Here is a 23,393-nt window from a genome sequence, read left to right as displayed (position 1 = left end):
GGAGATTTTGGACATGCTGCAAGTCGAAAAGCTGCACCAGTATTACGGCGGTAGCCACATCCTGCGTGGCCTGAGCTTTGACGTGAAGGTCGGCGAAGTCACCTGCCTGCTCGGGCGCAACGGCGTGGGCAAGACCACGCTGCTCAAGTGCCTGATGGGCCTGCTGCCGGCGAAAGAGGGCGCGGTGAATTGGGAAGGCAAACCCATCACCACGTTCAAACCGCACCAGCGCGTTCACGCCGGAATTGCCTATGTGCCGCAGGGCCGGGAAATCTTCGGGCGGCTGACCGTGGAAGAAAATCTGCTGATGGGTCTGTCTCGGTTTCCCGGCAGCGAAGCAAAGGAAGTCCCTGCGTTCATCTACGAATTGTTTCCGGTGCTGCTGCAGATGAAACAGCGTCGCGGTGGTGATCTGTCCGGCGGTCAGCAACAACAACTGGCGATCGGTCGCGCATTGGCCAGCCGTCCGCGCCTGCTGATCCTCGACGAGCCCACCGAAGGCATTCAGCCGTCGGTGATCAAGGAAATCGGTGCGGTGATCAAGAAGCTGGCGGCGCGTGGCGACATGGCGATTCTGCTGGTGGAGCAGTTCTACGATTTCGCCGCGGAGTTGGCCGATCAGTACCTGGTGATGTCCCGGGGCGAGATCGTGCAACAGGGTCGCGGCGAAAATATGGAGGCCGAAGGTGTGCGCGGGCTAGTCACGATTTAACAATACGATCTAACCTGTAGCTTCCTAACGATAATTACAAACCATGAATTTACCCATTTCCACTGCCCTGTTTACCCCGAGCTGGCACGCTGAGCTGGAGCTGGCCTACGCGCGCTTCGGCGATTGCACGCGCCCGGTCATGCGCCGTCACCTTGGCCCGCTGCGAGTGCAAAAGCATCTGTACGCCGAAGGTCCTGAAGTGTGCCAACACATCATCGTCCACCCGCCTGGCGGGATTGCCGGCGGTGATCGGCTGGACATCAGCGCCCGCGTCGAGGCGCACGCCTGGGCGCAGATCACCAGCCCCGGCGCGGCCAAATGGTACCGCGCGGCAGGCCCTGCGTATCAGCAGCTGGACTTGAAAGTAGCTGCCGGGGCAACGCTGGAATGGTTGCCACAAGAGACCATCGTCTACAGCGCTGCGCAGGCAGAACTAACGACCTCGATCGATCTTGAAGGCGATGCGCGGTTGTTCTACTGGGACGTGGTCGCGCTGGGCCGCCCGGCCAGTGGCGAGCGCTTTGATCTGGGCCATTTTCAGAGTCATCTGGATATTCGTCGCGATGGTCGATTGCTCTGGCATGAGCGACAGCGCATTGTCGGCGGGGACGGTTTGCTTGATTCGCCCATAGGGCTGGACGGGCAACCGGTGTTTGCGACGTTGCTGGTGACCGGGGAAATTGATGCTGAACTGCTGGAGCGTTGTCGTTCGCTGGGCCATGAGGTGCGCGGGGATCTGACGCAGTTGCCGGGGCTATTGGTCGCTCGGTGTCTGGCCAGTGAAGCATTGCTCGCCCGGGCCTGGCTCATCGATTTATGGCGTTTGCTCAGACCCGCCCTGCTGGGTCGCGACGCCCAGCCCCCACGAATCTGGAACACCTGAAATGCATTGCGCATTTGAACCCTGAAATGCAATCCCCCTGTAGGAGCTGTCGAGTGAAACGAGGCTGCGATCCTTTGATCTTGCACTTAAAAACAAAGTCAAAAGATCGCAGCCTTCGGCAGCTCCTACAGTGCGCACGACTTAATATCTTTAACTGCCGAGATTGATTCCAAATGGACCTGACCCCACGCGAAAAAGACAAGCTGCTGATCTTCACCGCCGGCCTCGTCGCCGAGCGGCGTTTGGCTCGCGGTGTGAAGCTCAACTACCCGGAAGCCATGGCCTACATCTCCGCCGCCCTGCTCGAAGGCGCCCGTGACGGCCGCACCGTGGCCGAGCTGATGCACTTCGGCACCACCCTGCTCAGCCGCGATCAAGTGATGGAAGGCATCCCGGAAATGATCCCGGAGATTCAGGTTGAGGCAACGTTCCCCGACGGCACCAAACTGGTCACCGTCCACCAACCGATTGTCTGAGGCCGCGCCATGACCTACGCCATTCGCGATGCCCTCCACGCCGACCTGCCGGCGATCCGCGATATCTACAACGATGCCGTGCTCAACACCACGGCGATCTGGAACGAATCGGCCGTCGACCTCGGCAACCGGCAAGCGTGGTTCGCCGCACGCCAGGCTCAGGCTTACCCGATCCTGGTCATCGTCGACAGCGACAACACGGTGCTCGGCTACGCTTCGTTCGGTGACTGGCGGCCCTTCGACGGCTTCCGCCACACCGTCGAGCATTCGGTTTACGTACGCAACGACCAACGCGGCAACGGCCTCGGTCCGCAACTGATGACTGCACTGATCGAGCGCGCAAAAACCTGCGGCAAACACGTCATGGTCGCTGCCATCGAAAGCGGCAACACCGCCTCCATTCGATTGCACGAGCGCGCCGGTTTCCTCATCACCGGGCAGATGCCGCAAGTCGGTACCAAGTTCGGCCGCTGGCTGGACCTGACCTTCATGCAACTGACCCTCAACCCTGGCGCGGAGCCGCCCGACACCGACAAGGAGTGACACCGATGAACGCCGCCCAACTGCGCCGCGTCAACGCTGAAAGTTTTGCGCATTATCGTCAGGGCCTGATCGATCTGCTGCTTGATGCCGTGGGGTATGGCGCCAGTGTCGGCTTCATGGCCGACCTCGATGCCGCGCAGGCCCGCACCTATTTCGATGAGGTGCAAGACAACGTCAACAAGGGCAGCGTGTTGCTTTGGGTGGTGGTCAACGACGAGCAAGTGCTGGCCAGTGTGCAGTTGGCCCTGTGCCAAAAGGCCAATGGCCTGAACCGCGCCGAAGTGCAAAAACTGCTGGTACGCGAGCAAGCGCGTCGTCGTGGTCTCGGCCAGCAATTGATGACAGCGCTGGAGCTCGAAGCGCCCAAACAAAAGCGCGGCATGCTCTACCTCGATACCGAGGCAGGCTCGCCTGCTGAAGACTTCTACAAGTCCTTGGGTTACACCCGCGCCGGGGCCATCCCCGACTACGCCTGCGATCCCCACGGCACGTATCGACCGACTGCCCTCTATTACAAAGTTCTGCAAGGAGCCCAGTGATGATTCCTGGCGAATACCAGATCCAGGCCGGCGAGATTGAACTCAACGTCGGCCGCCGCACCGTCAGCCTGAAAGTCGCCAACAGCGGCGATCGGCCGATCCAGGTCGGCTCGCACTATCACTTTTTCGAAACCAACGACGCCCTGACGTTTGATCGCGCGGCCAGCCGTGGCATGCGCCTGAACATCGCGGCCGGCACAGCGGTGCGCTTCGAGCCGGGGCAAAGCCGGGAAGTCGAGCTGGTGGATTACGCCGGGCATCGGCGGGTGTTCGGTTTTGCCGGGCGGGTCATGGGTGATCTCTAAGTCATCAGGTGACTGCAAGAAAGCCATCGCGAGCAGGCTCACTCCTACATGAGACCGCGATCAAATGTAGGAGCGAGCCTGCTCGCGAAAGCGAGTAATGCGAGCGATTTCAAAACCAATTGAATCCCAAGGCGAGCACATGAAGATTTCTAGACAGGCCTACGCCGACATGTTCGGCCCCACCGTCGGCGACAAGGTGCGCCTGGCCGACACAGAGCTGTGGATCGAAGTCGAACAGGACTTCACCACTTACGGCGAGGAAGTGAAATTCGGTGGCGGCAAAGTCATCCGCGACGGTCAGGGCCAAAGCCAACTGCTGGCTGCCGAAGTCGTCGACACGCTGATCACCAATGCGCTGATCATCGATCACTGGGGCATCGTCAAGGCTGACGTCGGCCTCAAGGATGGGCGCATCGCTGCAATCGGCAAGGCCGGCAACCCGGACGTGCAGCCCAACGTGACCATCGCCATCGGCGCCAGCACCGAAGTCATTGCCGGCGAAGGCATGATCCTCACCGCGGGCGGCATCGACACGCACATCCACTTCATCTGCCCACAGCAGATCGAAGAAGCGCTGATGAGTGGTGTCACCACCATGATCGGCGGCGGCACTGGCCCGGCCACCGGCACCAACGCCACGACCTGCACCTCAGGGCCGTGGCACCTGGCGCGCATGCTTCAGGCCGCCGACGCGTTCCCGATGAACATCGGCCTCACCGGCAAGGGCAACGCCAGCCTGCCGGAGCCGTTGATCGAGCAGGTCAAGGCCGGCGCCATCGGCCTCAAGCTGCACGAAGACTGGGGCACCACCCCGGCGAGCATCGATAACTGCCTGAACGTCGCCGATCAGTACGACGTGCAGGTGGCGATCCACACCGACACGCTCAACGAATCCGGTTTCGTCGAAACCACCCTCGGCGCGTTCAAGGGCCGCACCATCCACACCTATCACACCGAAGGTGCCGGTGGCGGACATGCGCCGGACATCATCAAGGCCTGCGGTTTCGCCAACGTGCTGCCCAGCTCGACCAACCCGACCCGACCGTTCACCCGCAATACCATCGACGAACACCTCGACATGCTGATGGTCTGCCACCACCTCGACCCGAGCATTGCCGAAGACGTGGCGTTCGCCGAAAGCCGCATTCGCCGCGAAACCATTGCCGCCGAAGACATCCTCCACGACCTCGGCGCATTCTCGATGATCAGCTCCGACAGCCAGGCCATGGGCCGCGTCGGCGAAGTCATCACGCGCACCTGGCAGACTGCCGACAAGATGAAAAAGCAGCGCGGCCCGCTGCCACAGGACGGCGCAGGCAACGACAACTTCCGCGCCAAACGCTACATCGCCAAATACACCATCAACCCGGCGATCACTCACGGTATCAGCCATGAAGTCGGCTCGATCGAAGTGGGCAAATGGGCGGATCTGGTGCTCTGGCGTCCGGCGTTTTTCGGCGTGAAACCGACGTTGATTCTCAAGGGCGGCGCCATTGCGGCAAGCCTGATGGGCGACGCCAACGCCTCGATTCCTACGCCGCAACCCGTGCACTACCGGCCGATGTTCGCCAGCTATGGCGGTTCACTGCATGCCACCAGCCTGACATTTATCAGTCAGGCGGCGCAGGCAGCCGGGTTGCCGGAAGCCTTGGGTCTGAAAAAGAAAATCGCGGTGGTCAAAGGTTGCCGCGAGGTGCAGAAAACCGATCTGATCCACAACGATTACTTGCCGAACATCGACGTTGATCCGCAGACGTATCAGGTCAAGGCTGACGGTGTGTTGCTCTGGTGTGAGCCTGCGGAAACATTGCCGATGGCTCAGCGCTATTTCCTGTTCTGACAAAAAAGGCCCATCCGGGCCTTTTTCATTCTGTCTGTCGTACCGCGTAATCGTTCATCGCGAGCAGGCTCACTCCTACAAGGGCCTGCGTACACCAATCCCTGTAGGAGCTGTCGAAGACTGCGATCTTTTGATCCTGCTTTTAAAAAACAAGGTCAAAAGATCGCAGCCTTCGGCAGTTCCTACAGGGACCGCGATTCGGTTATTCGACCACCAACCGTCCCAACCGCTGGCGCAACATACTGTTCTCGGCGCGCAGTTCGCGAACCTCTTCAAGCAGGTCCAGCGCCAGGGCGACGCCTTCCCACTCCAGATCGAGATCGCGCCGCAGCTTCGCGGCGCGTTTGGCCAGGGCCAGTTCGTAATCGGTGAAGCGCCATTCCCGGGGCTGCGCGCCCTGAGGTTCGAGGATGCCGTGTTCGACGATTTCGATCACGTAGACGTCCGACAAATCGGCCGCCTCACAGAATTCTGCCATGTCCAGTTGAACGATCAGGGGGCTGCTCATGATGGGCTACTCCGTCGCTGGGTTCAGAAGTTCTCTCGCGGATTGAAAGCGGCTTTCTTCGCCAGTTCCTGCCACAGCGCCTTGACCTCATCGTCGGCGGTCTTTGGCATGACGGCTTTGAGCTGCACGAACAGATAACCACGCTCACCGGCCTTGTTTTTCAGACCATGGCCCTTGGCGCGCATGCGCTGGCCGTTCTGGCTGCCGGCCGGCACCTTGAGGTTGATCTTGCCGGTCAGGGTCGGCACGGCCACTTCGGCACCCAGCGCCAACTCCCACGGTGCCAACGGCAGCGTGATGATCAGGTTCTCGCCTTCGACATCAAATTTTGGGTGCGGCGCCAAACGGATGGTCAGGTACAGATCGCCACTCGCGCCACCACCCACACCCGGTGCACCCTGGCCCTTGAGGCGGATGCGCTCGCCGTCGGTCACGCCCGCAGGGATCTTCACGTTCAGGCTTTTGCTGGTGTTGCTGACGTGCTGGCCCGCCGCGTTGTATTGCGGCACCTGAAAGGTGACCTTTTTCGATTCGTTCGAAAGCGTTTCTTCGAGGAAGATCGGCAGTTCCATTTCCACGTCTTGCCCTCGGCGCCCTGCACTGCGTTGTTGCCGACCGTCACCGCCACCGAAACCGGGGCCGCGATTGCCGAAGATCGAACTGAAAAAGTCCGAGAAGTCGCCGGTGTCCTGACCGCCGCCACCAAAACCGCCACGGCTCTGCCAGCCCGGCGGTCCCTGGAACGGCTGACCGTGCTGGCCGTAGCGGCGCAGCTCGTCGTATTCGGCGCGTTTGTCTGCGCTTTTCAGCGCTTCATAGGCTTCCGACGCGTCCTTGAATTTGGACTCGGCGTCTTTTTCCTTGCTGACATCGGGGTGGTACTTGCGCGCCAGCTTGCGATAGGCAGCCTTGATGGCCTTGTCGTCTGCTGTCGGCTCCACGCCGAGTATCTTGTAATAGTCTTTGAAGTCCATTGAAGGAATCACCATCCGTTATCGATTTCGCGCCCATGCCAGCATGCGCCGATTAGCGCGTGCCGGGTTGACCGATCTCAAGTTTGTGACCGGGTGGCGCTGCAGAAGTTTATCGGCAGTGGACGGCGGTTCTTGCGACCGCCGGTGTATCTGCCGGCCCATGCCAGCAAGTTTGGGGCAAAGCGGCGAGTTTCAAGCAAGATTAGTCATCAAATAGCAGATGACCGGCCTACGAATCTGCCGCGCACTGACATACACTGCGCGGCCGTTTTTTTGACCGGAACCGAAAGACATGAAAGACGCCTCTCCAGCCCGTGCCTGCGGCATCGACTTCGGCACGTCCAACTCCACCGTCGGCTGGCTGCGCCCCGGCATGGAAACGATGATCGCGCTGGAAGACGACAAGATCACCCTGCCGTCGGTGGTCTTCTTCAACTTTGAGGAGCGCCGCCCGGTGTACGGTCGCCTGGCGCTGCACGAGTACCTGGAAGGCTACGAAGGCCGCCTGATGCGCTCGCTGAAAAGCCTGCTCGGCTCCAAGCTGATCAAGCACGACACCAGCGTCCTTGGCACGGCGATGCCGTTCAAGGACCTGCTCGGCCTGTTCATCGGCCAACTGAAGAGCCGCGCCGAAACCGCCGCCGGTCGGGAGTTCGAGCAAGTGGTGCTCGGCCGCCCGGTGTTTTTCGTCGATGACGATCCGCTGGCCGACCAGGAAGCCGAAGACACGTTGGTGGACGTGGCGAAAAAGATCGGTTTCAAAGACGTGTCGTTTCAGTACGAACCGATCGCTGCGGCCTTCGACTACGAGTCGACCATCGAAAAGGAAGAGCTGGTCCTGATCGTCGACATCGGCGGTGGTACATCCGACTTCTCGCTGGTCCGCCTGTCGCCCGAGCGTCGCGGTGTGGATAACCGCCACGACGACATTCTCGCCACCGGCGGCGTGCACATCGGCGGGACCGACTTCGACAAACAGCTGAGCCTGCAAGGCCTGATGCCGCTGTTCGGCTACGGCAGCCGCATGAAGAGCGGCGCCTACATGCCGACCAGCCATCATATGAACCTGGCAACCTGGCACACGATCAACTCGGTGTACTCGCAAAAATCGAGTCTGGCGCTGGGCAGCATGCGCTACGACATCGAAGACACGGGCGGCATTGATCGCCTGTTCAAGTTGATCGAACAACGCGCCGGGCACTGGCTGGCGATGGAAGTCGAGGAAACCAAGATCGAGCTGACCCACGCCGACAGCCGCCACGTGCCGCTGGACCGCATCGAAGCCGGGTTGAGCGTGGAGCTGACGCGGGCGTTGTTTGAATCTGCGATCGATGCGCTGCTGGAGCGGGTGCGCGGCAGCGTCACGAACCTGCTGAACGACGCCAATGTGCGCGTGGATCAAGTGGATACGGTGTTCTTCACCGGTGGTTCCAGCGGCATCCCGGCACTGCGCAACAGCGTTTCGGCGATGTTGCCGAAAGCGCGGCACGTCGAGGGGAATATCTTCGGCAGCATTGGCAGCGGTTTGGCGATTGAGGCGATGAAGCGCTACGGCGCCATGGACTGATCAGATACCCAGTTGCGCCTATCGCTGGCAAGCCAGCGATGGCGTCAGATCAGGCAACCCAGGCCCATCGGTCAGACCATCCCCCCCAGCTTCAACTCACTCTTCAGATACGCATAATAAATCGGCCCCGCCACCACCCCCGGCAGGCCGAATGCGGCCTCGAACACCAGCATCGCCAGCAGCAATTCCCACGACTTGGCACTGATCTGCCCGCCGACAATGCGCGCGTTGAGGAAGTATTCGAGCTTGTGGATGAAAATCAGATAACCCAGTGCGGCCATCGCCACCCAGATCGACAGCGACAGACCGACGATGGTGATCAGCGTGTTCGATATCAGGTTGCCGATCACCGGCAACAGGCCGAGCAGGAAGGTCAGGACGATCAGTGTCTTGGTCAGCGGCAGATGGACGCCGAACATCGGCAGGATCACCGCGAGGAAAATCCCGGTGAAGAAGGTGTTCAGCAGGGAGATCTTGATCTGCGCGAAAACAATGTTGCGAAAGGCCTGAACCAGCAGGTGCAGACGGTCGAACAGCGCGGCCGCCAGCGGTTTGCGCTTGGTCACGTCCGGTATGCGCTGCAAGGCGATGATCGCGCCGAGCACCATGCCGATCAGCAACGTCACGAACATGTGCGCCGCATCTTTGCCCACCAGTTGCAGATCGGACAGGTGTTTGCTCATCCATTCGCCGATGGCCACACGAAATTCAGCGGCGCTGGCCGGCAAATAGGCGTCGATGAACGGCGGCAACTGACCGCGCGCCCGATCGACCACGCCCATGAATTTGTCCAGAGAGGCGCCGGGATTTTCCGCTTCGTGCAGGAGGAAACTGATGGCCCCGGCGAAGAGCAACGCCAGCACACTGACCACCAGCGTACCGAGCAGTGCCACCGCCAGCCAACGAGCGCGGCGACCTTCGATCAGCCGTTGCAGTTGTGGGGTGAGCATGTTGACCAGCTCGAACACCAGCAACCCGGCCAGCAGGCTGGGCAACAACCGCAGCGGCAGGACGAGCAGCAACCCGCCGAAAATGATGATGCAACTGACCCAGAACACAACATGACGCTCAGAAAACGTTGGCATACAGCCTCAAAACGAACGGCGTAAAAGGATTGGCAGTCTGCCAGCGTTCCGGGGGGAGCACTAGGGATATGCTGGGGCAAGCCTGATCGGGGCCATGAGTCAAAAGCTCAGGGGGCTATCTGGCCTCATCGCTGGCAAGCCAGCTCCCACAGTGATTGCGTCGTACACAAATTATCTGAGCCCACCAAAACCCTGTGGGAGCGGGCTTGCCCGCGATGAGGCCGGCACGCTCACCACAAGGTCAGAGGATCACTTTTTCTTCAGGCACTCACTCATGAACGCCTTGCGCGCATCGCCGCTCAGGGCTTTGGTTTTCGCATCGGCGTTGCACGTGGTCATCTTCTGCTGTTGCGGGGTCAGGGCCTTGGCGTCATTGGCCGCGGGCGCTGCCTTCAGGCAAGTGCTCATGAAGGTTTTGCGCTCATCGCCTTTCAGACTCTTGGCGGTCGCATCGGCATTGCAGGTGGTCATTTTGTTCTGTTGCGCCGTGGCGGCGAAACCCTGGGAACACAGGAGCAAACCAATCATCAACAACGGGACACGCAACATCTTCATGGAGTTTTCTCCTTGTCGCCGCTTCGATGGAGGCGGCCTCTGCTGGAGTGTAGCCAAATCCTGTTACATCTTCCTGCCTTCCAGGTGGCTGCGGCGGTACTGCTCCGGCGTGCAACCGGCCTGCCGCGCGAACATGGCGATAAACGCCGAGCCGCTGCTGTAGCCGAGATCAAAAGCGATTTCCTGCACGCTGTGCGACGTTTCCAGCGCTTCAATTGCGGCGAGATAGCGCAGACGCTGGCGCCACTCACCGAAACTCATCCCCAGCTCTCGAACAAACTGCCGCGCCAACGTGCGCTCGCTGACATGCACCTGCGCAGCCCAGTGCGCCAGCGGCTGGTTGTTGCCTGGCTGCGCTTGCAGCGTTTCAAGAATCGCCAGCAATCCGGGGCTGCTTGCATACGGCAGATAACACTCATGCACCGGCGCCTGTTGCAGTTGATCGACCAGCACCTGAGCCAGACGCTGATCAGCATCCAGCTCGGGAATCTTCACGTCACGGGCGGCGAAGTCTTTGAGAATCGCCTTGAGGATATCGCTGATCGCCAATGTGCAGGCCCGCGCCGGCAACTCGGCGCAAACCTTGGGATCGAGACAGACCGCCCGGTAATTGACCGGTTGATGACTGTAGAAACTGTGTTCGACCTGCGGCGGCACCCACACCGCGTATTGCGGCGGCGACATGAAACGACTGCCATCGACGTCCATGTGCAACACCCCGTGAGCGGCGTATTCCAGAGTGCCCCACGGATGGCGGTGCGGCGCGGCAAACTCATGGGCGTTGAAATCGGCGTAACGGAAGTACACCGCTGACGGCAGTTCGCTGAAATCGAGCAGATCGATGTGTTTACTGTTCATGCTGTCCGCTTTCAGTGCCAGGTTGTCTGGTTCGAAGTATAGGGCTGCATCCAGACAGGGGATAATCACGTTTCATCAACGTACTGGTTTCAACGCATGCAATACGCTTTTCCCCTGCTGGCGATCTTTATCTGGGCCGGCAACACCGTGATCAACAAACTCGCGGTCGGCGCGATCTTTCCGGCCGAGATCGGTTTCTACCGCTGGCTGTTAGCCGGTTTGCTGTTCACCCCGTTCATGCTCAAACAAGTGATCGCGCACTGGCCGCAGATCCGCCCCAACCTGGGCAAGATTTTCGTCCTCGGCGTGCTCGGCATGGCGGTGTATCAAAGCCTCGCCTACTTCGCCGCGACCCTGACCACGGCAACCAACATGGGCATCATCCTGTCGCTGATGCCATTGATGTCGCTGGCCATGGCAATCATCAGCCTCGGCCAGCGCCTGACTGCCGGTGCGTTGGTGGGTGCGGTGCTGTCGTTTGCCGGTGTGCTGGTGGTGGTGTCGTCGGGCAGCCTCGGCGCGTTGCTGCAACACGGCGTGAATTTGGGCGATGCGATGATGCTGATCGCCACGCTCGCCTATGCGATTTACAGCACCTTGCTGAAGAAATGGCAGCTGCGCCTGCCCCCGCTGGTGTTGCTGTATTTGCAGGTGCTGGTAGCGATTGTGGTGTTGTTTCCGCTGTATGCCGCCTCACCGAAAACCGGGCTGACGCTGCAGAATATTCCGCTGGTGTTGTATGCGTGCCTGCTGGCATCGATGGTCGCGCCGCTGGCGTGGATGCAGGCGGTGATGCGCCTCGGGCCGAGCCGGACCACACTGTTCTTCAACTTGCTGCCGTTGATTACCGCGCTGATTGCGGCGCTGGTGTTGAAGGAACGACTGGCGATGTATCACCTGGTGGGTGGTTTGCTGACGTTGGGCGGGGTGATTCTTTCCGAGCGCTGGACGACGGTGTTGGGCCGCAAACTCAGCGTTGCCTGATGTGACCTTTTGTAGGGTTTGTGGTCTCTGTGGCGAGGGGATTTATCCCCGATGGGTCGCGCAGCGTCCCCCGCTTTTTTGGGGCCGCTGCGCGACCCATCGGGGATAAATCCCCTCGCCACACCTAATTCACTGCACCTCAACGGTTACAGCCCGGCAGCCTTCAGGCGCGCCGCATGCTCGACAAACAACCGCACCGGATCCGCGCCCTTGCCCACCAGCCCCAGCGACTGGTTGACGATGTCGAAGTGATCCAGCGGATAGTCGTCGCCAATCACCGTGCCCAGATGCGAGCTGTAACGCCCGACCATCCCGTCGCACTGCCCCGGCTCACGGACAAAGGTTTTCGCAAACAATCGACAGCTGCGATTGGTCCCGTCGAACAGATTGCCGCCACGATCCGTCTTGCCCGGCTGCAACGTACCCGACCACGAGTAATACCGCACGCCGTTGACCTCTTCCGGCCCGTGGCCACCCCACGTTTCAGGCAGGCCCTGTGGATAACGCTGATTGAACAGCGCCACGCCTTCAGTGGTCAGCGAATGATGCGAGGCGTGGATATCCACGGGCAGTTTCGGCCCGTGATAACCGGTATCCAGCAACGCCATCAGCCAGCCGACAACACGCAGCAGCACTTCGAGGATACGACCCTTGGCGCTGTCTGCGGGATAGTGTTTGTGCAGATAGTCGGCCAGTTCCGAACCATGATTGGGCCCGGCCACCGAAGTGACCGAAGCCACCAGATCCGGGCGTTTCGCTGCAGCGTAACGCGCCGTCAACGAGCCCTGACTGTGGCCAAACAGATTGACCTTCTGCGCCCCGGTTTCGCGCAAAATCTCGTCGATGCGCGCGAGTAACTGCTCGCCACGCACCTCGGTCGAATTGAGCGGCGACACCTGCACCGCAATCACGGTTGCACCACCACGGCGCAACGCCTTGATAATCCCGTACCAATACGGATAAAGCACCAGCCGGATAAACCCGAGCATTCCCGGCACCAGCACCAATGGATAACGCGTCGACATGGGCAAACATCCTTGTGGTCGGTAAGTGGATGCAAGGCGTGCAAAACACCCGCCAAGCATCCGCTGTAATGATGACAACGCAGCGTTCAGCCTACTTCAGCCCTGCAACCCCCGCCACAATCAGGCCACCTGGAACTCCCTCGCGAGTTCAAGCAAGCGCTGCTCAGCCTCGGCCACCGATACCGCGAAAGTGCGTTCGGCAGACTCCTCGCCTTCGGCCGCGACCACCGTGACGTCGTTGATGCCGATAAAACCCAGCGCCGTGCGCAGCCATGGGTCGGCGTGATTCAGTGCCTCCAGCTCACCGCCCGGACCGAAGCCGAAACCGCCGCGACTGGTGACGATCAACGCTCTCTTGCCCTGCAACAGCGGTGTGTACTGGGCCACACCGTTGTCGAGCGTGTGATCGAAGGTCAGGCCCAATCGCACAATCTGATCGACCCAGGCCTTGAGGCCGCTGGGCACGCTGAAGTTGTACATCGGCGTGGAAATCAGCAACAGATCGTGATCGAACAACTCGCCAACCAGTTGATCGCTGAGTGCCAGATCAGCCTGCATCGACAGCGACCGAGCTTCGGACTCGGGATGGAATGCCGCCGCGACAAAGGCCTCGTTGACCGCTGGAATCAGCGCCCGGCCGACTTCACGACGCGTCACTTGCGGCTGTGGATAACGCACTTGCCAGGCGCTGAGAAAACCTTCCGCCAGACGCCGCGAGTGCGAACGGTCGCCGCGCGGGCTGGCATGGATCACAAGAATTTTGCTCATCTGTACTTCCTCCGGACTAGAATCCAACTGCTTGTGGCTTGCAGCTTGAAGCTCGTAGCCGCCCGACTTCAAATGAGCAAAAATCATTCGGGATGAATCCATTTCATCCATGGAGTTTCAATGTTCGCTTCCTTGCCGTTGACCGCCCTGCGCGCCTTTGAGTCCGCTGCACGCTTGCTGAGCTTCAAGGCCGCAGCCGAAGAATTGTCGGTAACGCCAACGGCGATCTCCCATCAGATCCGTGTGCTGGAGGATTGGCTCGGCGTGGCCCTGTTCGAACGTCTGCCGCGCAAGGTGCGCCTGACAGAGGGCGGCGAGCGGCTGTTCCGCAGCCTGCATGGCGCGCTGCTGGACGTGGCGCAAAGCGTCGACACCTTGCGCCCGCAACGCAGTGGCAGCAGCCTGACGCTGTCGACCACTGCCGCGTTTGCCGCGCTGTGGCTGGTGCCGCGCCTCGGGCGGTTTTATGCCAGGCACCCGAACATCAATGTGCGCCTGGACACGCATTGCGAAGTGATCGATCTGCATCAGGACGCCAGTGTCGATCTCGTGCTGCGCTACAGCCTCGACGATTACCCGAATCTCTACGGTTTGTGCCTGTTCGATGAATCGTTCGGGGTTTACGGCTCGCCAGAACAAGTGGCGCTGGCGGCGCGGCGCACGCCGGCGCTGATCAGCGTGCGCTGGCACAACTCGAAACTGTATGCCCATGGCTGGGACGCGTGGTGCGCAAAGTCCGGTGCGAACTGGCTGAATCAGCATCCGGCGATTCGCGAATACGATGAAGAGCATTACGCGTTGCAAGCGGCGATCGCCGGGCAAGGCTTGGTGCTGGCGAGCAATATTCTGGTCTCGGAAAGCATCGCCAGTGGTTTGCTGGTGCCATTTCAAGGCGATGTGCAAGTCGACGGTGCCGGCTACAGCGCGCTTTGTGTGCCGGGGCGCGAGCGGCACCCGCCGGTGCGGGCGTTTTTTGCGTGGTTGCAGGAAGAAGCACTTTTGTCTGGCCTGGCGCCAAGATCGCAGCCTTCGGCAGCTTCGGTGTAGATCCGATAAAACTTTTCCGCTCGCGCATCACTCACAACCTGGGTAGGCGATCGCGCCTGTAGAGCGTGGCGCCAATCGGATTAGCCTCCAGGAGACTGAAATGAGCGACGACCTGCATCTGTCAGATGTCAAAACACTGCGCGAACGCGCACGGCTACACGTGGAAAACGGCGCAGTGACCGAAAGCTACAGCGCCAACCGTGAAGAGGTGCTGCGCTTGCTCAACGAATCGCTGGCCACTGAACTGGTCTGCGTCTTGCGCTACAAACGTCACTACTTCATGGCCAGCGGTCTGAAGGCCAGCACGGCCGCCGATGAGTTCCTTGAGCATGCCGTTCAGGAAGCCCAGCACGCCGACCGACTGGCCGAGCGTATTGTGCAATTGGGCGGCGAACCGGAGTTCAATCCGGACATGCTGTCGAAACTGTCCCACGCACAATATGTAGCCGGCAACAGCTTGAAGGAGATGGTCTACGAAGACCTGGTCGCCGAGCGGATCGCGATTGATAGTTATCGCGAGATCATTCAGTACATCGGCGAGAAAGATCCGACCACCCGCCGCATCTTTGAAGACATCCTCGCGCAGGAAGAAGAGCATGCGGATGACATGGCTGACATTCTGAAAGATCTGTAAACCTTCAAAATCGCCATCGCGGGCAAGCCCGCTCCCACATTTGGAACGCATTCCAGATGTAGGAGTGAGCCTGCTCGCGATGGGTCAAAAATCAGAAACAAAAGATCGCAGCCTTCGGCAGCTCCTACAGGGAAATGCGTTCCTCTGTAGGAGCTGCCGAAGGCTGCGATCTTTTGATCTTGGCCTACTTGGTTGGTTTGACGGTAACCGGTGCCTTCCCGGCCTTCATCTGCTCCAGCAACGGCGCGCACTGATTCGGCTCGCCACCGCTCGGCGCCACCAACGCCAGCAGCCCCGCCGCCGGTGCGGCAATCACGCCCAACGCCACCATCCCCGCGCCGCGCAACAACAGCGGGACCGGTTTGACGCCAGCGCTGGGTTTGATGAACTTGCCGCGTACATACAGCGGCGAACGCAGCGAGATCAAACGCCAGCCCTTGGATTCCGGCGTCACCGTCAGGTCCAGTTGCTCGGTCGCCATGTTCGCCGTGCCGTCGATATAGATAATCGCGTTCTCGGTATCGAAAACAAACAGCTGCGTAGTCGCCAGACCAGTCTTGATATCGAAGTCCGCCGCCGCGCAGTTGATCTTCACTTCCTTGTCGCCAAAGATTTTGCCGACCACGTAGTTGCCGACGTTGAGACCTGCCAGCTCCATCAGTTCACGACTGATCGCACCGTCATTGATCAGCATCTTCAGATTGCCGTTGGCGCCGCCCAGTAACTTCGCCACCGAGTTACCGCGTCCGCTGATATTGGCGTCGCCATTGAGCTCGCCGAAACTGGTTTTCATCGGCTCGAAGGTCGGGAACAGCTCCTTGAGTTTGAACCCGCGCGCCGTCAATTTGGCCCGGCCTTCAAGCGGCTCGGTGCGCCCATTCAGGCGAATTTGCGCATCGAGTTTGCCGCCAGCCACGCCGAAGCGCAGCGGCTCCAGACTGAGTTCGCCGTCGTTGAGTATCAGGTGGGTATAAAGGTCGGTGAACGGCAGTTTTTCGCTGTGGACGATACGCTTGCCAGTGAACTCGACATCGGCGTCCATCGCGCGCCAGCGGTCAGTTTTGAACTCGTCTACCGGCAACACTTTGTCTGCCGGTTGCTTGCTCTCGCCGCTGCGAGTTTTTTGCTTGTCGTTCGAGTCGGCGCCGATCAACGGCCCGAGGTCAGCGAACAGCATTTGGTTGGACACCAGCGCGCCGCTGAGTTTTGGCCGTGGCTGGCTGGCGACGTAGGTCAGGTCACCGTGAATGTCACTGCTGCCGATCTTGCCGTTGAATTTCTCATAAGTGAATTTTGCGCCGGCCTCGTCATGCAACCTGGCGATCAGGTGACCGTCGGTGGCGTACGGTGGCGTGTCCGGCAGGGTCACACCGGTCAGCGGGTAGAGGTTGCCGAGGCTGTCACCGGCCAGTTTCAGACGCAGGTCGAGGGCGCCGAGGTTTAGCGGGTCGGTCAGGGTGCCGGCCAGCTCAATACTGGTATCGCCGATTTTCGCCTGGGCTTGCAGCGGGAACGGTTTGCTCGAGTCCTGCAAGGCCAGCAGCCCGCCGACCTTGCCCTGGCCGCTGAGTTTCTGGCCGTGATACTGACCTTTTACCTTTAAGGCAAACGCATAGTCCTGCGGTGCGCCAACCTTGTCCTGCGTGGTTTTCGCCGCTTTGTCGCCGACGATATCGCTGTACGGAATCGGCTTGCCCAGAGGATCGATCAGCACATCAAGGTTGGTCTTCAAGGTCTGGTCATCAAGGGTGACGTGGCCCTTGTCGAACTTGATGGCGCCGATATCGACGACCCAGTTCGACGGCTCGGCATTCGGATCCTTGGGATCGAACTTGAACGTCCAGTTGGCGCGGCCGTCGGCCAGACGTTGCAACTCGGCATTGGGTTCGGTCAGGTCGATGCGCGGGATCACCACGCGCTGCCCCAGCAAGGCCAGCGGCGAAATACGCAACTCGACGCGCTTGAGCGTGACCATCTGCGGCTGCTTCGACCAGTCCGGGTTGCCCAGGCTCAAATCCTCTGCGACCACATGCGGCCAAGGCACCCAGGCGCGCCAGCCGCCTTCTTCCGGCTCGCGCTGCCAGACCACCGCGAGGTTGCCGTTGATGGCAAACGGTCGGTGCAGTTCTTCCGAGACTTTGGCGTTGAGCGGCGGTTTGATCCGGTTCCAGTCGAAGAACACGATGATCAGTACCAGTACGGCCAGAAGCAGTACGAGGGTAGCGAAGGTCCAGCTGAAAATTTTTCCGGTGCGCGTCATGCACAAAACTCCTGATCACGACTGCACGCAAAACCTGCGGCGTACAGCTGAAACGGCGGGCCAAAGCGCCCCTTATGAAATCTGTGACTGGCAAAAGGCCCGCAGGTTTAATCGAAAGACCGATTAAGGCGCAAAAAGCCGCGCCAAATCCGACCGATCGGTCAGGCAGCGTTACCGCCACCCGCACTTTTGCGAGGCGCGAGTGGGTCGAAAATACCCACTGCGGTGCAAAAGCGCCCCTCTGGAAGGCCCGTTCTAGAGCCTCCCGCCAGAACAATCAATTCTGTTGATTATTACCATTGCGTTTATGAACTTTTATATCGACTTATCGAGAGTAGCATTGCCCTCGTACCCACTTTATCGCCCTCCCAAGGAGCAACCCATCATGAAACGCCAATTACTGCTTAGTCTTACCCTTTCGATGCTAGCCAGCACTGCCTTCGCTCTGCCCGCTGCCGAACAAGCCACTCCGCAAGTCAAAGACAGCCACTCGGTGTTCAGCCAAACCCTGGCCGAAGACGGCTACGACAAAACGCCACAAGGTCAGACCCTGGCTGAAGACGGCTACGACAAAACTCCACAAGGTCAACTTGCCGAGAACGGTCGCAATCGTCTGGAAGAAAAAGGTCTGGTTGAAGACGGCTACGACAAAACCCCACAAGGCCAAGCGCTTGCCGAAAACGGTCGCAATCGCCTGGAAGAAAAAGGTCTGGTCGAAGACGGCTACGACAAAACCCCACAAGGCCAAGCTCTCGCCGAAGGTGGTGGTGACCGTGTGATCGAACGCAACAGCGCTGTGAGCTAAGCCCATGGCGGCCCTGAAAAAAAGCCCAGTCCCCGGATTGGGCTTTTGCCTTTTTGGCCGCAGCCATTAATAAGTCGCTATTTCCCCGCTACCTGCCCCGCTGCCGTTCGACGCCGATAAAGCCGATTTGCTAGAGTGCGGCGCTTGTCTTGCCAAAGAACACACCTTGCGATGCTGCCCCGCGCCGAACAGAAACAACAGACCCGCAACGCCCTGATGGACGCTGCCCGCCATTTGATGGAAAGCGGCCGAGGATTCGGCAGCCTGAGCCTGCGCGAAGTGACGAAGACCGCCGGCATCGTGCCCACCGGTTTCTATCGGCATTTTGCCGACATGGACGAACTCGGTCTGGTGCTGGTCAGCGAAGTGGGCCAGACCTTCCGCGAAACCATCCGTTTGGTACGCCATAACGAATTCGTCATGGGCGGCATCATCGATGCGTCGGTGCGGATCTTCCTCGATGTGGTCAGCGCCAACCGTTCGCAGTTCCTGTTTCTGGCGCGCGAGCAGTACGGTGGTTCGTTGCCGGTGCGCCAGGCGATTGGCCGTCTGCGCGAGAACATCAGTTCCGACCTCGCGGCCGATCTGACGATGATGCCCAAGCTCCAGCACCTGGACGCCGAAGGCCTGAGCGTGGTGGCCGACCTGATCGTCAAATCGGTGTTCGCCACCCTGCCGGATATCATCGATCCACCGGCCGAGGCCTTGCCCGAGCATTTGACGGCGCAGGCGAAGATCACCCAGCAGTTGCGCTTCATCTTTATCGGGCTCAAGCACTGGCAAGGGCTGGGCAGTACCGAGTAATACCCCTTTCAACAACACTACAAATCCCCTGTAGGAGTGAGCCTGCTCGCGATAGCGTCGTATCAGTCGAAATATTGGCTGGCTGACCCACCGCAATCGCGAGCAGGCTCACTCCTACAAAGGTGCAGCTTCACAGCCCCTATTTGGTGCATGTAAAAATCTTCATGCACCAAAACGCTTCAAATCCCCGCAACATCCTGCAACACCATCTACGATCCGACAGGGATTTCCTACAGATCGCCCGATTGGCAAGCCCCTTGCTCTAGCCTGAGTATTGTCCACTGCTGGAAGCTTTCCGATGCTGGTGATTCATCGCAGAATCGACCCTCAACCCTTCTGGGCCGCCGAGTTGCACCTGACCTTCGAAGCGCGCAGCAAGAGCCGTTTGCGCTGTTTCAGTGCCGAGAACGAAGACGTCGGGTTGTTTTTGGAGCGCGGTCAGCCGCCGCTGTATGACGGCGAATGCCTACAGGCCGAAGACGGCCGCATCGTCCGTGTCTGCGCCCGCCCCGAACAATTGCTGCATGTCACCTGTGCCAACGCCTTTGAACTGACCCGCGCCGCGTATCACCTGGGCAATCGCCACGTCGCCCTGCAAGTCGGCGATGGCTGGCTGCGCTTGCTCGACGACTACGTGCTCAAAGCCATGCTGGAACAACTCGGCGCGCAGGTCGAAGCGCTTGAAGCGCCGTTCCAGCCGGAACACGGTGCCTACGGCGGCGGCCATCACCATTCGCGGCACGGCGACGAAGACTTCAACTACGCGCCAAAACTGCACCAGTTCGGCGTTCGTTTATGAACCCAGCCTGGGCGCTGCTGCGCCTGGCCAGTCCGCAATTGCCGATTGGCGGTTACAGCTATTCGCAAGGCCTGGAAATGGCTGTGGATAACGGCCGCGTCAACAACCCGGACAGCGCCCGCCGCTGGATCAGCGATCAGTTGCTGCTCAACCTCGCCCGGTTCGAAGCGCCGCTGCTGCTTGCCCATTGCCAGGCAGCCGCCGAGGAAAACTGGGGCGAATTACTGCACATCTGCGAAACCCACCGTGCCAGCCGCGAGACTCGCGAGTTGCATCTGGAAAGTCGGCAGATGGGTTATTCGCTGCAGCAGTTGCTCAACGGCTTGCCAGAACTCGACGCGCCGGCCCGAACCTTTCTAGAACAATGCAGCGAACCGCATCTGGCGCTCGGCTGGGCGCTGGCTGCTCGCGCCTGGGGGATCAGACCCCAAGACGCCCTCGCCGCGTGGCTGTGGAGCTGGCTGGAAAACCAGCTCGCCGTGCTGATGAAAACCTTGCCGCTGGGCCAGCAAGCCGCCCAACGCCTGACCAGCGAATTGCTGCCGTTGCTGCAACAGGCGCAGCAAGACGCGACCCACATCAAACCCGAACACATTGGCAGCGCCGCGTTCGGCCTGTCCCTGACGTGCATGGCCCATGAGCGCCAGTACAGCCGTCTGTTCCGTTCCTAGGGCCCGTCATTTTGAGCCTTTTATTTTGGAGAAGCTGTATGAACACACAACCTCTGCGCATCGGTATCGGCGGCCCGGTCGGTTCCGGTAAAACCGCGTTGACCCTCGCCCTGTGCCTTGCCTTGCGCGAGCGCTACAACCTCGCCGTGGTCACCAACGACATCTATACCCGCGAAGACGCCGATTTTCTGGTGCGCAACGAAGCGCTGGCGCCCGAGCGGATCATCGGTGTGGAAACCGGCGGCTGCCCGCACACGGCGATCCGCGAAGACGCCTCGATCAACCTCGAAGCGGTCGATCAGTTGAACCGGCGTTTTCCGGGCCTGGACCTGATTCTGGTGGAGTCCGGCGGCGACAACCTGTCGGCGACGTTCAGCCCGGAACTGTCCGACCTGACCATCTACGTGATCGACGTCTCGGCCGGCGACAAGTTGCCGCGCAAGGGCGGGCCGGGGATCTGCAAGTCCGACCTGCTGGTGATCAACAAGATCGACCTGGCGCCGCTGGTCGGTGCCTCGCTGGAAATGATGGATAGCGACACCAAACGCATGCGCAACGGCAAGCCGTTCGTGTTCAGCAACCAGAAAACCGGTCAGGGTCTGGACGCAATCATCGCCTTCATCGAACGCCAGGGCTTGCTGACCGCAGCCTGATTCACTTATCAACAAGGAAGCTTATCAATGACACTCAAACGTATTTTCGGCGCCGTTGCGCTGCTGCTGACCCCGGCACTGGCCTTTGCGCATCCGGGCCACGGCGACAGCGGTTTGATCGCGGGCATCAGCCACCCGATCGGCGGTCTCGACCATTTGTTAGCGATGGTCGCCGTCGGCTTGTGGGCAGCGCAGCAACAAGGCGCGGCGCGCTGGGCGCTGCCGTGCACCTTTGTCGGCACCATGCTGATCGGCGGCATGCTCGGTTTTGAAGGGCTGGAACTGCCGGCGCTGGAAAGCGGGATCGCCGCATCGGTGCTGGCGCTGGGCCTGGCCGTGGCGCTGGCGGTGCGTCCGCCGTTGGTTATGGCGGTGGCTGCGACGGCGCTGTTTGCGTTGTTCCATGGTGTTGCGCATGGGCTGGAATTGCCGGAGATGAGCAATCCGTGGGCGTATGCGGCAGGTTTTGTAGCTGCCACTGCTGCGCTGCATGCCGCCGGTTATGGCATGGTGCGCGTGTTGCCGCAAGCGGCGGCGCCGTTGGTGCGGTTGGCGGGTGCGGCTTCGGCAATGACTGGTGCCTGGTTGCTGGCCGGCTAAACGCCTCATCCCCCTGTAGGAGCTGCCGAAGGCTGCGATCTTTTGATTTTGACATTAAAGATCGCAGCCTTCGGCAGCTCCTACAGGGTCGCATTGCGCACTTAAGTCACTGCGGGAGCCAGCCTGCTGGCGGTAGCGGTCTGACAGACACCGGGTCTCTAAAGCCCGCCGCTCTGCTACCATGTCGCGCAATCGCCCCAGCCGTGACGACGTCCGCCAATGCCCCATGCTTCCCGCTCCAAATCCCTGCCTGAATTGACCGCCCTGTTCACCGAGGTGCAGCAGCACTTCGTCAACGTGATCGTGCCGCTCTGGCAAGGCCCGGGCTGGAATGCCGACATGGCACTGCCCTACGAAGCACTCGACGCCGCGCACCAACCGTTGCCAGCGCAACGTTATCGGGCGATGGCCTGTGCACGACAGCTGTATCTGTTTTCCAGCCTGATCGGCGTTGTGGATAACGCAGCAGAACGCGCGGCCGCGCTGTTCCGTTCTCTGCAACGACACTTCCACGATGCCGAGCACGGCGGCTGGTTCTACAGCATCGATGCGCAGGGCAAACCGCTGGATCAGCGCAAAGATCTCTACACCCACGCGTTCATCCTGTTTGCCTGCGCGCATTACTGGGAAAAATCCCGCGAGCCGCTGGTGGAATCGACGTTGAACGCCGCGCTGGAAGTCATCGGTCAGCGTTTCGCTACCGGCGATGGCCTTTACGAAGCGTGCCTCGACCGCGACTGGATGACGTTGCAAACCGGCCCGCTGCAAAACCCGCTGATGCACCTCGCCGAAGCCTTCCTCGCCACTCTGCAAGTTCGCCAGGACAGCGCGACGCAACAGGCGCTGCTTGAGTTATGCACAGCCATGCACAAGCGTTTCATCGACCCGCAACATGGCGTGTTGATGGAGAAACCGTTGGGCGTTGTGGATAACTGGTACGAGCCCGGGCACCAGTTCGAATGGTATTTCCTGCTGCAATCGTCAGCGCTGCTGCGCGGTTCGAAATTGCATGCGGCGCTTGATAAGGCCTTTGCCTTCACCGAGCAATTCGGCGTGGAGCAGCCGTCCGGTGCGGTGCGCGCAATGCTTGATCTGGAAATGGACGAACGTGCGAAAGATTCAACCCAGCGCATCTGGGCCCAGGCCGAATACCTGCGTGCGCTGACCTTGCGCCCCGACAGCGAAGCCGTGGTGCTGCATCAATTGCAGGCGTTGCAACAGCGCTTTCTGCATGCCGGTGGCTGGCATGAGTGCCGCGATGAGCAGGGCGAGGTCAGCCGCAAGGACATGCCTTCCACCACGCCGTATCACCTCGCGACGTGCTATCGCGGATTGGCTGACTATCTTCGCTGACGTTTCGCGCAAAGGGATCTGCTGTTGCAGAGGGAATCTTTGTGGAACAGGGGTCTTTGTGGCGAGGGGATTTATCCCCGATGGGTTGCGCAGCAGCCCCGGCTTTTGGGGTCGCTTCGCAACCCATCGGGGATAAATCCCCTCG

General features: G+C 60.3%; 26 protein-coding genes. 18 read left to right on the top strand and 8 right to left on the bottom strand.

The genetic code is table 11. The features are described 5' to 3' along the window. Positions 1-13: 13 nt before the first annotated feature. From urtE to ureC, 7 genes are all read left to right on the top strand, one after another. Positions 14-712 (top strand): urea ABC transporter ATP-binding subunit UrtE, encoded by a 699-nt coding sequence (urtE, locus tag ACA061_RS02875; protein WP_047299522.1) that lies wholly within the window; start codon positions 14-16, stop codon positions 710-712. A gap of 43 nt (positions 713-755) precedes the next feature. After that, entirely contained in the window at positions 756-1,595 is an 840-nt protein-coding gene (locus tag ACA061_RS02870) for an urease accessory protein UreD (protein WP_150617972.1), read from the top strand. 173 nt (positions 1,596-1,768) lie between these two features. Continuing rightward, positions 1,769-2,071: an urease subunit gamma gene (gene ureA / locus ACA061_RS02865; protein ID WP_042557443.1), complete on the top strand. Its 303-nt coding sequence runs from the start codon at positions 1,769-1,771 to the stop codon at positions 2,069-2,071. Positions 2,072-2,080: 9 nt separating this feature from the next. Next, complete coding sequence (locus ACA061_RS02860) at positions 2,081-2,614, top strand: GNAT family N-acetyltransferase (protein WP_497300521.1); 534 nt, start codon at positions 2,081-2,083, stop codon at positions 2,612-2,614. 5 nt (positions 2,615-2,619) lie between these two features. Continuing rightward, positions 2,620-3,153 carry a GNAT family N-acetyltransferase gene (locus tag ACA061_RS02855; RefSeq protein ID WP_497300520.1) on the top strand — a complete coding sequence of 178 codons (534 nt, stop codon included), beginning with the start codon at positions 2,620-2,622 and terminating at the stop codon, positions 3,151-3,153. Further along, positions 3,153-3,458 carry an urease subunit beta gene (locus ACA061_RS02850; RefSeq protein ID WP_497300519.1) on the top strand — a complete coding sequence of 102 codons (306 nt, stop codon included), beginning with the start codon at positions 3,153-3,155 and terminating at the stop codon, positions 3,456-3,458. Before ACA061_RS02855 ends, ACA061_RS02850 begins: the two co-directional genes overlap by 1 nt. A gap of 139 nt (positions 3,459-3,597) precedes the next feature. Next, positions 3,598-5,298, top strand: coding sequence for an urease subunit alpha (ureC, locus tag ACA061_RS02845; protein ID WP_150617975.1), 1,701 nt, complete (start codon positions 3,598-3,600; stop codon positions 5,296-5,298). A gap of 202 nt (positions 5,299-5,500) precedes the next feature. On the opposite strand, the gene ACA061_RS02840 is transcribed toward ureC, so the two are convergent. Both ACA061_RS02840 and ACA061_RS02835 read right to left on the bottom strand, forming a co-directional pair. Then, a complete protein-coding gene (locus ACA061_RS02840) occupies positions 5,501-5,806 on the bottom strand; it encodes a chaperone modulator CbpM (RefSeq protein ID WP_150602593.1) in 306 nt (101 codons plus the stop codon). A gap of 23 nt (positions 5,807-5,829) precedes the next feature. Then, on the bottom strand, positions 5,830-6,780 hold the full coding sequence (locus ACA061_RS02835) for a DnaJ C-terminal domain-containing protein (protein ID WP_042557436.1): 951 nt from the start codon (positions 6,778-6,780) through the stop codon (positions 5,830-5,832). Between the two features lie 292 nt (positions 6,781-7,072). Between ACA061_RS02835 and ACA061_RS02830 the strand changes: the two genes are divergently transcribed. Beyond that, positions 7,073-8,347: an Hsp70 family protein gene (locus ACA061_RS02830; RefSeq protein WP_210701141.1), complete on the top strand. Its 1,275-nt coding sequence runs from the start codon at positions 7,073-7,075 to the stop codon at positions 8,345-8,347. 71 nt (positions 8,348-8,418) lie between these two features. Here the strand turns inward: ACA061_RS02830 and ACA061_RS02825 are convergent, their stop codons facing one another. The 3 genes from ACA061_RS02825 to ACA061_RS02815 all read right to left on the bottom strand — a co-directional run bounded on the left by ACA061_RS02825 (position 8,419) and on the right by ACA061_RS02815 (position 10,845). Then, the gene (locus ACA061_RS02825; RefSeq protein ID WP_150602595.1) at positions 8,419-9,432 is read right to left on the bottom strand and encodes an AI-2E family transporter; all 1,014 of its coding nucleotides are present in this window, start codon (positions 9,430-9,432) and stop codon (positions 8,419-8,421) included. Between the two features lie 249 nt (positions 9,433-9,681). Next, positions 9,682-9,987 (bottom strand): PsiF family protein, encoded by a 306-nt coding sequence (locus ACA061_RS02820; RefSeq protein ID WP_042557433.1) that lies wholly within the window; start codon positions 9,985-9,987, stop codon positions 9,682-9,684. Positions 9,988-10,050: 63 nt separating this feature from the next. Next, the gene (locus ACA061_RS02815) at positions 10,051-10,845 is read right to left on the bottom strand and encodes an AraC family transcriptional regulator (protein ID WP_497300518.1); all 795 of its coding nucleotides are present in this window, start codon (positions 10,843-10,845) and stop codon (positions 10,051-10,053) included. A 96-nt stretch (positions 10,846-10,941) separates the two neighbouring features. Between ACA061_RS02815 and ACA061_RS02810 the strand changes: the two genes are divergently transcribed. After that, positions 10,942-11,829: a DMT family transporter gene (locus ACA061_RS02810; protein WP_210701143.1), complete on the top strand. Its 888-nt coding sequence runs from the start codon at positions 10,942-10,944 to the stop codon at positions 11,827-11,829. Between the two features lie 146 nt (positions 11,830-11,975). Here the strand turns inward: ACA061_RS02810 and ACA061_RS02805 are convergent, their stop codons facing one another. Both ACA061_RS02805 and ACA061_RS02800 read right to left on the bottom strand, forming a co-directional pair. Continuing rightward, positions 11,976-12,854 carry an esterase/lipase family protein gene (locus ACA061_RS02805; protein ID WP_150602598.1) on the bottom strand — a complete coding sequence of 293 codons (879 nt, stop codon included), beginning with the start codon at positions 12,852-12,854 and terminating at the stop codon, positions 11,976-11,978. 120 nt (positions 12,855-12,974) lie between these two features. Next, positions 12,975-13,622 carry an FMN-dependent NADH-azoreductase gene (locus ACA061_RS02800; protein WP_210554233.1) on the bottom strand — a complete coding sequence of 216 codons (648 nt, stop codon included), beginning with the start codon at positions 13,620-13,622 and terminating at the stop codon, positions 12,975-12,977. A 120-nt stretch (positions 13,623-13,742) separates the two neighbouring features. On the opposite strand from ACA061_RS02800, the gene ACA061_RS02795 reads away from it, so the two are divergent. Continuing rightward, a complete protein-coding gene (locus ACA061_RS02795; RefSeq protein ID WP_497300517.1) occupies positions 13,743-14,669 on the top strand; it encodes a LysR substrate-binding domain-containing protein in 927 nt (308 codons plus the stop codon). 100 nt (positions 14,670-14,769) lie between these two features. After that, positions 14,770-15,303: a ferritin-like domain-containing protein gene (locus tag ACA061_RS02790; protein WP_150602601.1), complete on the top strand. Its 534-nt coding sequence runs from the start codon at positions 14,770-14,772 to the stop codon at positions 15,301-15,303. Between the two features lie 184 nt (positions 15,304-15,487). On the opposite strand, the gene ACA061_RS02785 is transcribed toward ACA061_RS02790, so the two are convergent. Beyond that, entirely contained in the window at positions 15,488-17,563 is a 2,076-nt protein-coding gene (locus ACA061_RS02785; RefSeq protein ID WP_497300516.1) for an AsmA family protein, read from the bottom strand. 385 nt (positions 17,564-17,948) lie between these two features. Here ACA061_RS02785 and ACA061_RS02780 point away from each other — a divergent pair, with 385 nt between their 5' ends. The 7 genes from ACA061_RS02780 to ACA061_RS02750 all read left to right on the top strand — a co-directional run bounded on the left by ACA061_RS02780 (position 17,949) and on the right by ACA061_RS02750 (position 23,248). Continuing rightward, positions 17,949-18,368 (top strand): hypothetical protein, encoded by a 420-nt coding sequence (locus ACA061_RS02780; protein WP_497300515.1) that lies wholly within the window; start codon positions 17,949-17,951, stop codon positions 18,366-18,368. Between the two features lie 171 nt (positions 18,369-18,539). Continuing rightward, the gene (locus ACA061_RS02775) at positions 18,540-19,172 is read left to right on the top strand and encodes a TetR family transcriptional regulator (protein ID WP_150602604.1); all 633 of its coding nucleotides are present in this window, start codon (positions 18,540-18,542) and stop codon (positions 19,170-19,172) included. 298 nt (positions 19,173-19,470) lie between these two features. Beyond that, positions 19,471-19,971, top strand: a complete 501-nt coding sequence (gene ureE, locus ACA061_RS02770) for an urease accessory protein UreE (protein WP_497300514.1) — start codon at positions 19,471-19,473, stop codon at positions 19,969-19,971. Then, a complete protein-coding gene (locus ACA061_RS02765; RefSeq protein WP_497300513.1) occupies positions 19,968-20,642 on the top strand; it encodes an urease accessory protein UreF in 675 nt (224 codons plus the stop codon). The genes ureE and ACA061_RS02765 overlap by 4 nt, the downstream gene beginning before the upstream one ends. Positions 20,643-20,680: 38 nt before the next feature. Beyond that, positions 20,681-21,295: an urease accessory protein UreG gene (gene ureG / locus ACA061_RS02760; protein WP_150594068.1), complete on the top strand. Its 615-nt coding sequence runs from the start codon at positions 20,681-20,683 to the stop codon at positions 21,293-21,295. A gap of 27 nt (positions 21,296-21,322) precedes the next feature. Continuing rightward, positions 21,323-21,895, top strand: coding sequence for a HupE/UreJ family protein (locus ACA061_RS02755; protein ID WP_497300512.1), 573 nt, complete (start codon positions 21,323-21,325; stop codon positions 21,893-21,895). A 219-nt stretch (positions 21,896-22,114) separates the two neighbouring features. Beyond that, a complete protein-coding gene (locus tag ACA061_RS02750) occupies positions 22,115-23,248 on the top strand; it encodes an AGE family epimerase/isomerase (RefSeq protein WP_497300511.1) in 1,134 nt (377 codons plus the stop codon). Positions 23,249-23,393 lie beyond the last annotated feature (145 nt).

It is taken from the genome of Pseudomonas sp. LBUM1668 (genome assembly GCF_059695715.1).
Note: the sequence above shows the minus strand (reverse complement) of the source record. Positions and strands in the feature narration are given on the sequence as shown.

Coding starts and splice junctions, on each gene's coding strand:
- ACA061_RS02800 (WP_210554233.1), bottom strand. CDS start 13,622: ATGAGCAAAATTCTTGTGATCCATGCCAGCCCGCGCGGCGACCGTTCG.
- urtE (WP_047299522.1), top strand. CDS start 14: ATGCTGCAAGTCGAAAAGCTGCACCAGTATTACGGCGGTAGCCACATC.
- ACA061_RS02810 (WP_210701143.1), top strand. CDS start 10,942: ATGCAATACGCTTTTCCCCTGCTGGCGATCTTTATCTGGGCCGGCAAC.
- ACA061_RS02815 (WP_497300518.1), bottom strand. CDS start 10,845: ATGAACAGTAAACACATCGATCTGCTCGATTTCAGCGAACTGCCGTCA.
- ACA061_RS02775 (WP_150602604.1), top strand. CDS start 18,540: ATGCTGCCCCGCGCCGAACAGAAACAACAGACCCGCAACGCCCTGATG.
- ureG (WP_150594068.1), top strand. CDS start 20,681: ATGAACACACAACCTCTGCGCATCGGTATCGGCGGCCCGGTCGGTTCC.
- ACA061_RS02805 (WP_150602598.1), bottom strand. CDS start 12,854: ATGTCGACGCGTTATCCATTGGTGCTGGTGCCGGGAATGCTCGGGTTT.
- ACA061_RS02795 (WP_497300517.1), top strand. CDS start 13,743: ATGTTCGCTTCCTTGCCGTTGACCGCCCTGCGCGCCTTTGAGTCCGCT.
- ACA061_RS02870 (WP_150617972.1), top strand. CDS start 756: ATGAATTTACCCATTTCCACTGCCCTGTTTACCCCGAGCTGGCACGCT.
- ACA061_RS02830 (WP_210701141.1), top strand. CDS start 7,073: ATGAAAGACGCCTCTCCAGCCCGTGCCTGCGGCATCGACTTCGGCACG.
- ACA061_RS02750 (WP_497300511.1), top strand. CDS start 22,115: ATGCCCCATGCTTCCCGCTCCAAATCCCTGCCTGAATTGACCGCCCTG.
- ACA061_RS02780 (WP_497300515.1), top strand. CDS start 17,949: ATGAAACGCCAATTACTGCTTAGTCTTACCCTTTCGATGCTAGCCAGC.
- ureC (WP_150617975.1), top strand. CDS start 3,598: ATGAAGATTTCTAGACAGGCCTACGCCGACATGTTCGGCCCCACCGTC.
- ACA061_RS02850 (WP_497300519.1), top strand. CDS start 3,153: ATGATTCCTGGCGAATACCAGATCCAGGCCGGCGAGATTGAACTCAAC.
- ACA061_RS02855 (WP_497300520.1), top strand. CDS start 2,620: ATGAACGCCGCCCAACTGCGCCGCGTCAACGCTGAAAGTTTTGCGCAT.
- ACA061_RS02835 (WP_042557436.1), bottom strand. CDS start 6,780: ATGGACTTCAAAGACTATTACAAGATACTCGGCGTGGAGCCGACAGCA.
- ACA061_RS02820 (WP_042557433.1), bottom strand. CDS start 9,987: ATGAAGATGTTGCGTGTCCCGTTGTTGATGATTGGTTTGCTCCTGTGT.
- ACA061_RS02790 (WP_150602601.1), top strand. CDS start 14,770: ATGAGCGACGACCTGCATCTGTCAGATGTCAAAACACTGCGCGAACGC.
- ACA061_RS02785 (WP_497300516.1), bottom strand. CDS start 17,563: ATGACGCGCACCGGAAAAATTTTCAGCTGGACCTTCGCTACCCTCGTA.
- ACA061_RS02765 (WP_497300513.1), top strand. CDS start 19,968: ATGAACCCAGCCTGGGCGCTGCTGCGCCTGGCCAGTCCGCAATTGCCG.
- ACA061_RS02825 (WP_150602595.1), bottom strand. CDS start 9,432: ATGCCAACGTTTTCTGAGCGTCATGTTGTGTTCTGGGTCAGTTGCATC.
- ACA061_RS02840 (WP_150602593.1), bottom strand. CDS start 5,806: ATGAGCAGCCCCCTGATCGTTCAACTGGACATGGCAGAATTCTGTGAG.
- ureA (WP_042557443.1), top strand. CDS start 1,769: ATGGACCTGACCCCACGCGAAAAAGACAAGCTGCTGATCTTCACCGCC.
- ACA061_RS02755 (WP_497300512.1), top strand. CDS start 21,323: ATGACACTCAAACGTATTTTCGGCGCCGTTGCGCTGCTGCTGACCCCG.
- ureE (WP_497300514.1), top strand. CDS start 19,471: ATGCTGGTGATTCATCGCAGAATCGACCCTCAACCCTTCTGGGCCGCC.
- ACA061_RS02860 (WP_497300521.1), top strand. CDS start 2,081: ATGACCTACGCCATTCGCGATGCCCTCCACGCCGACCTGCCGGCGATC.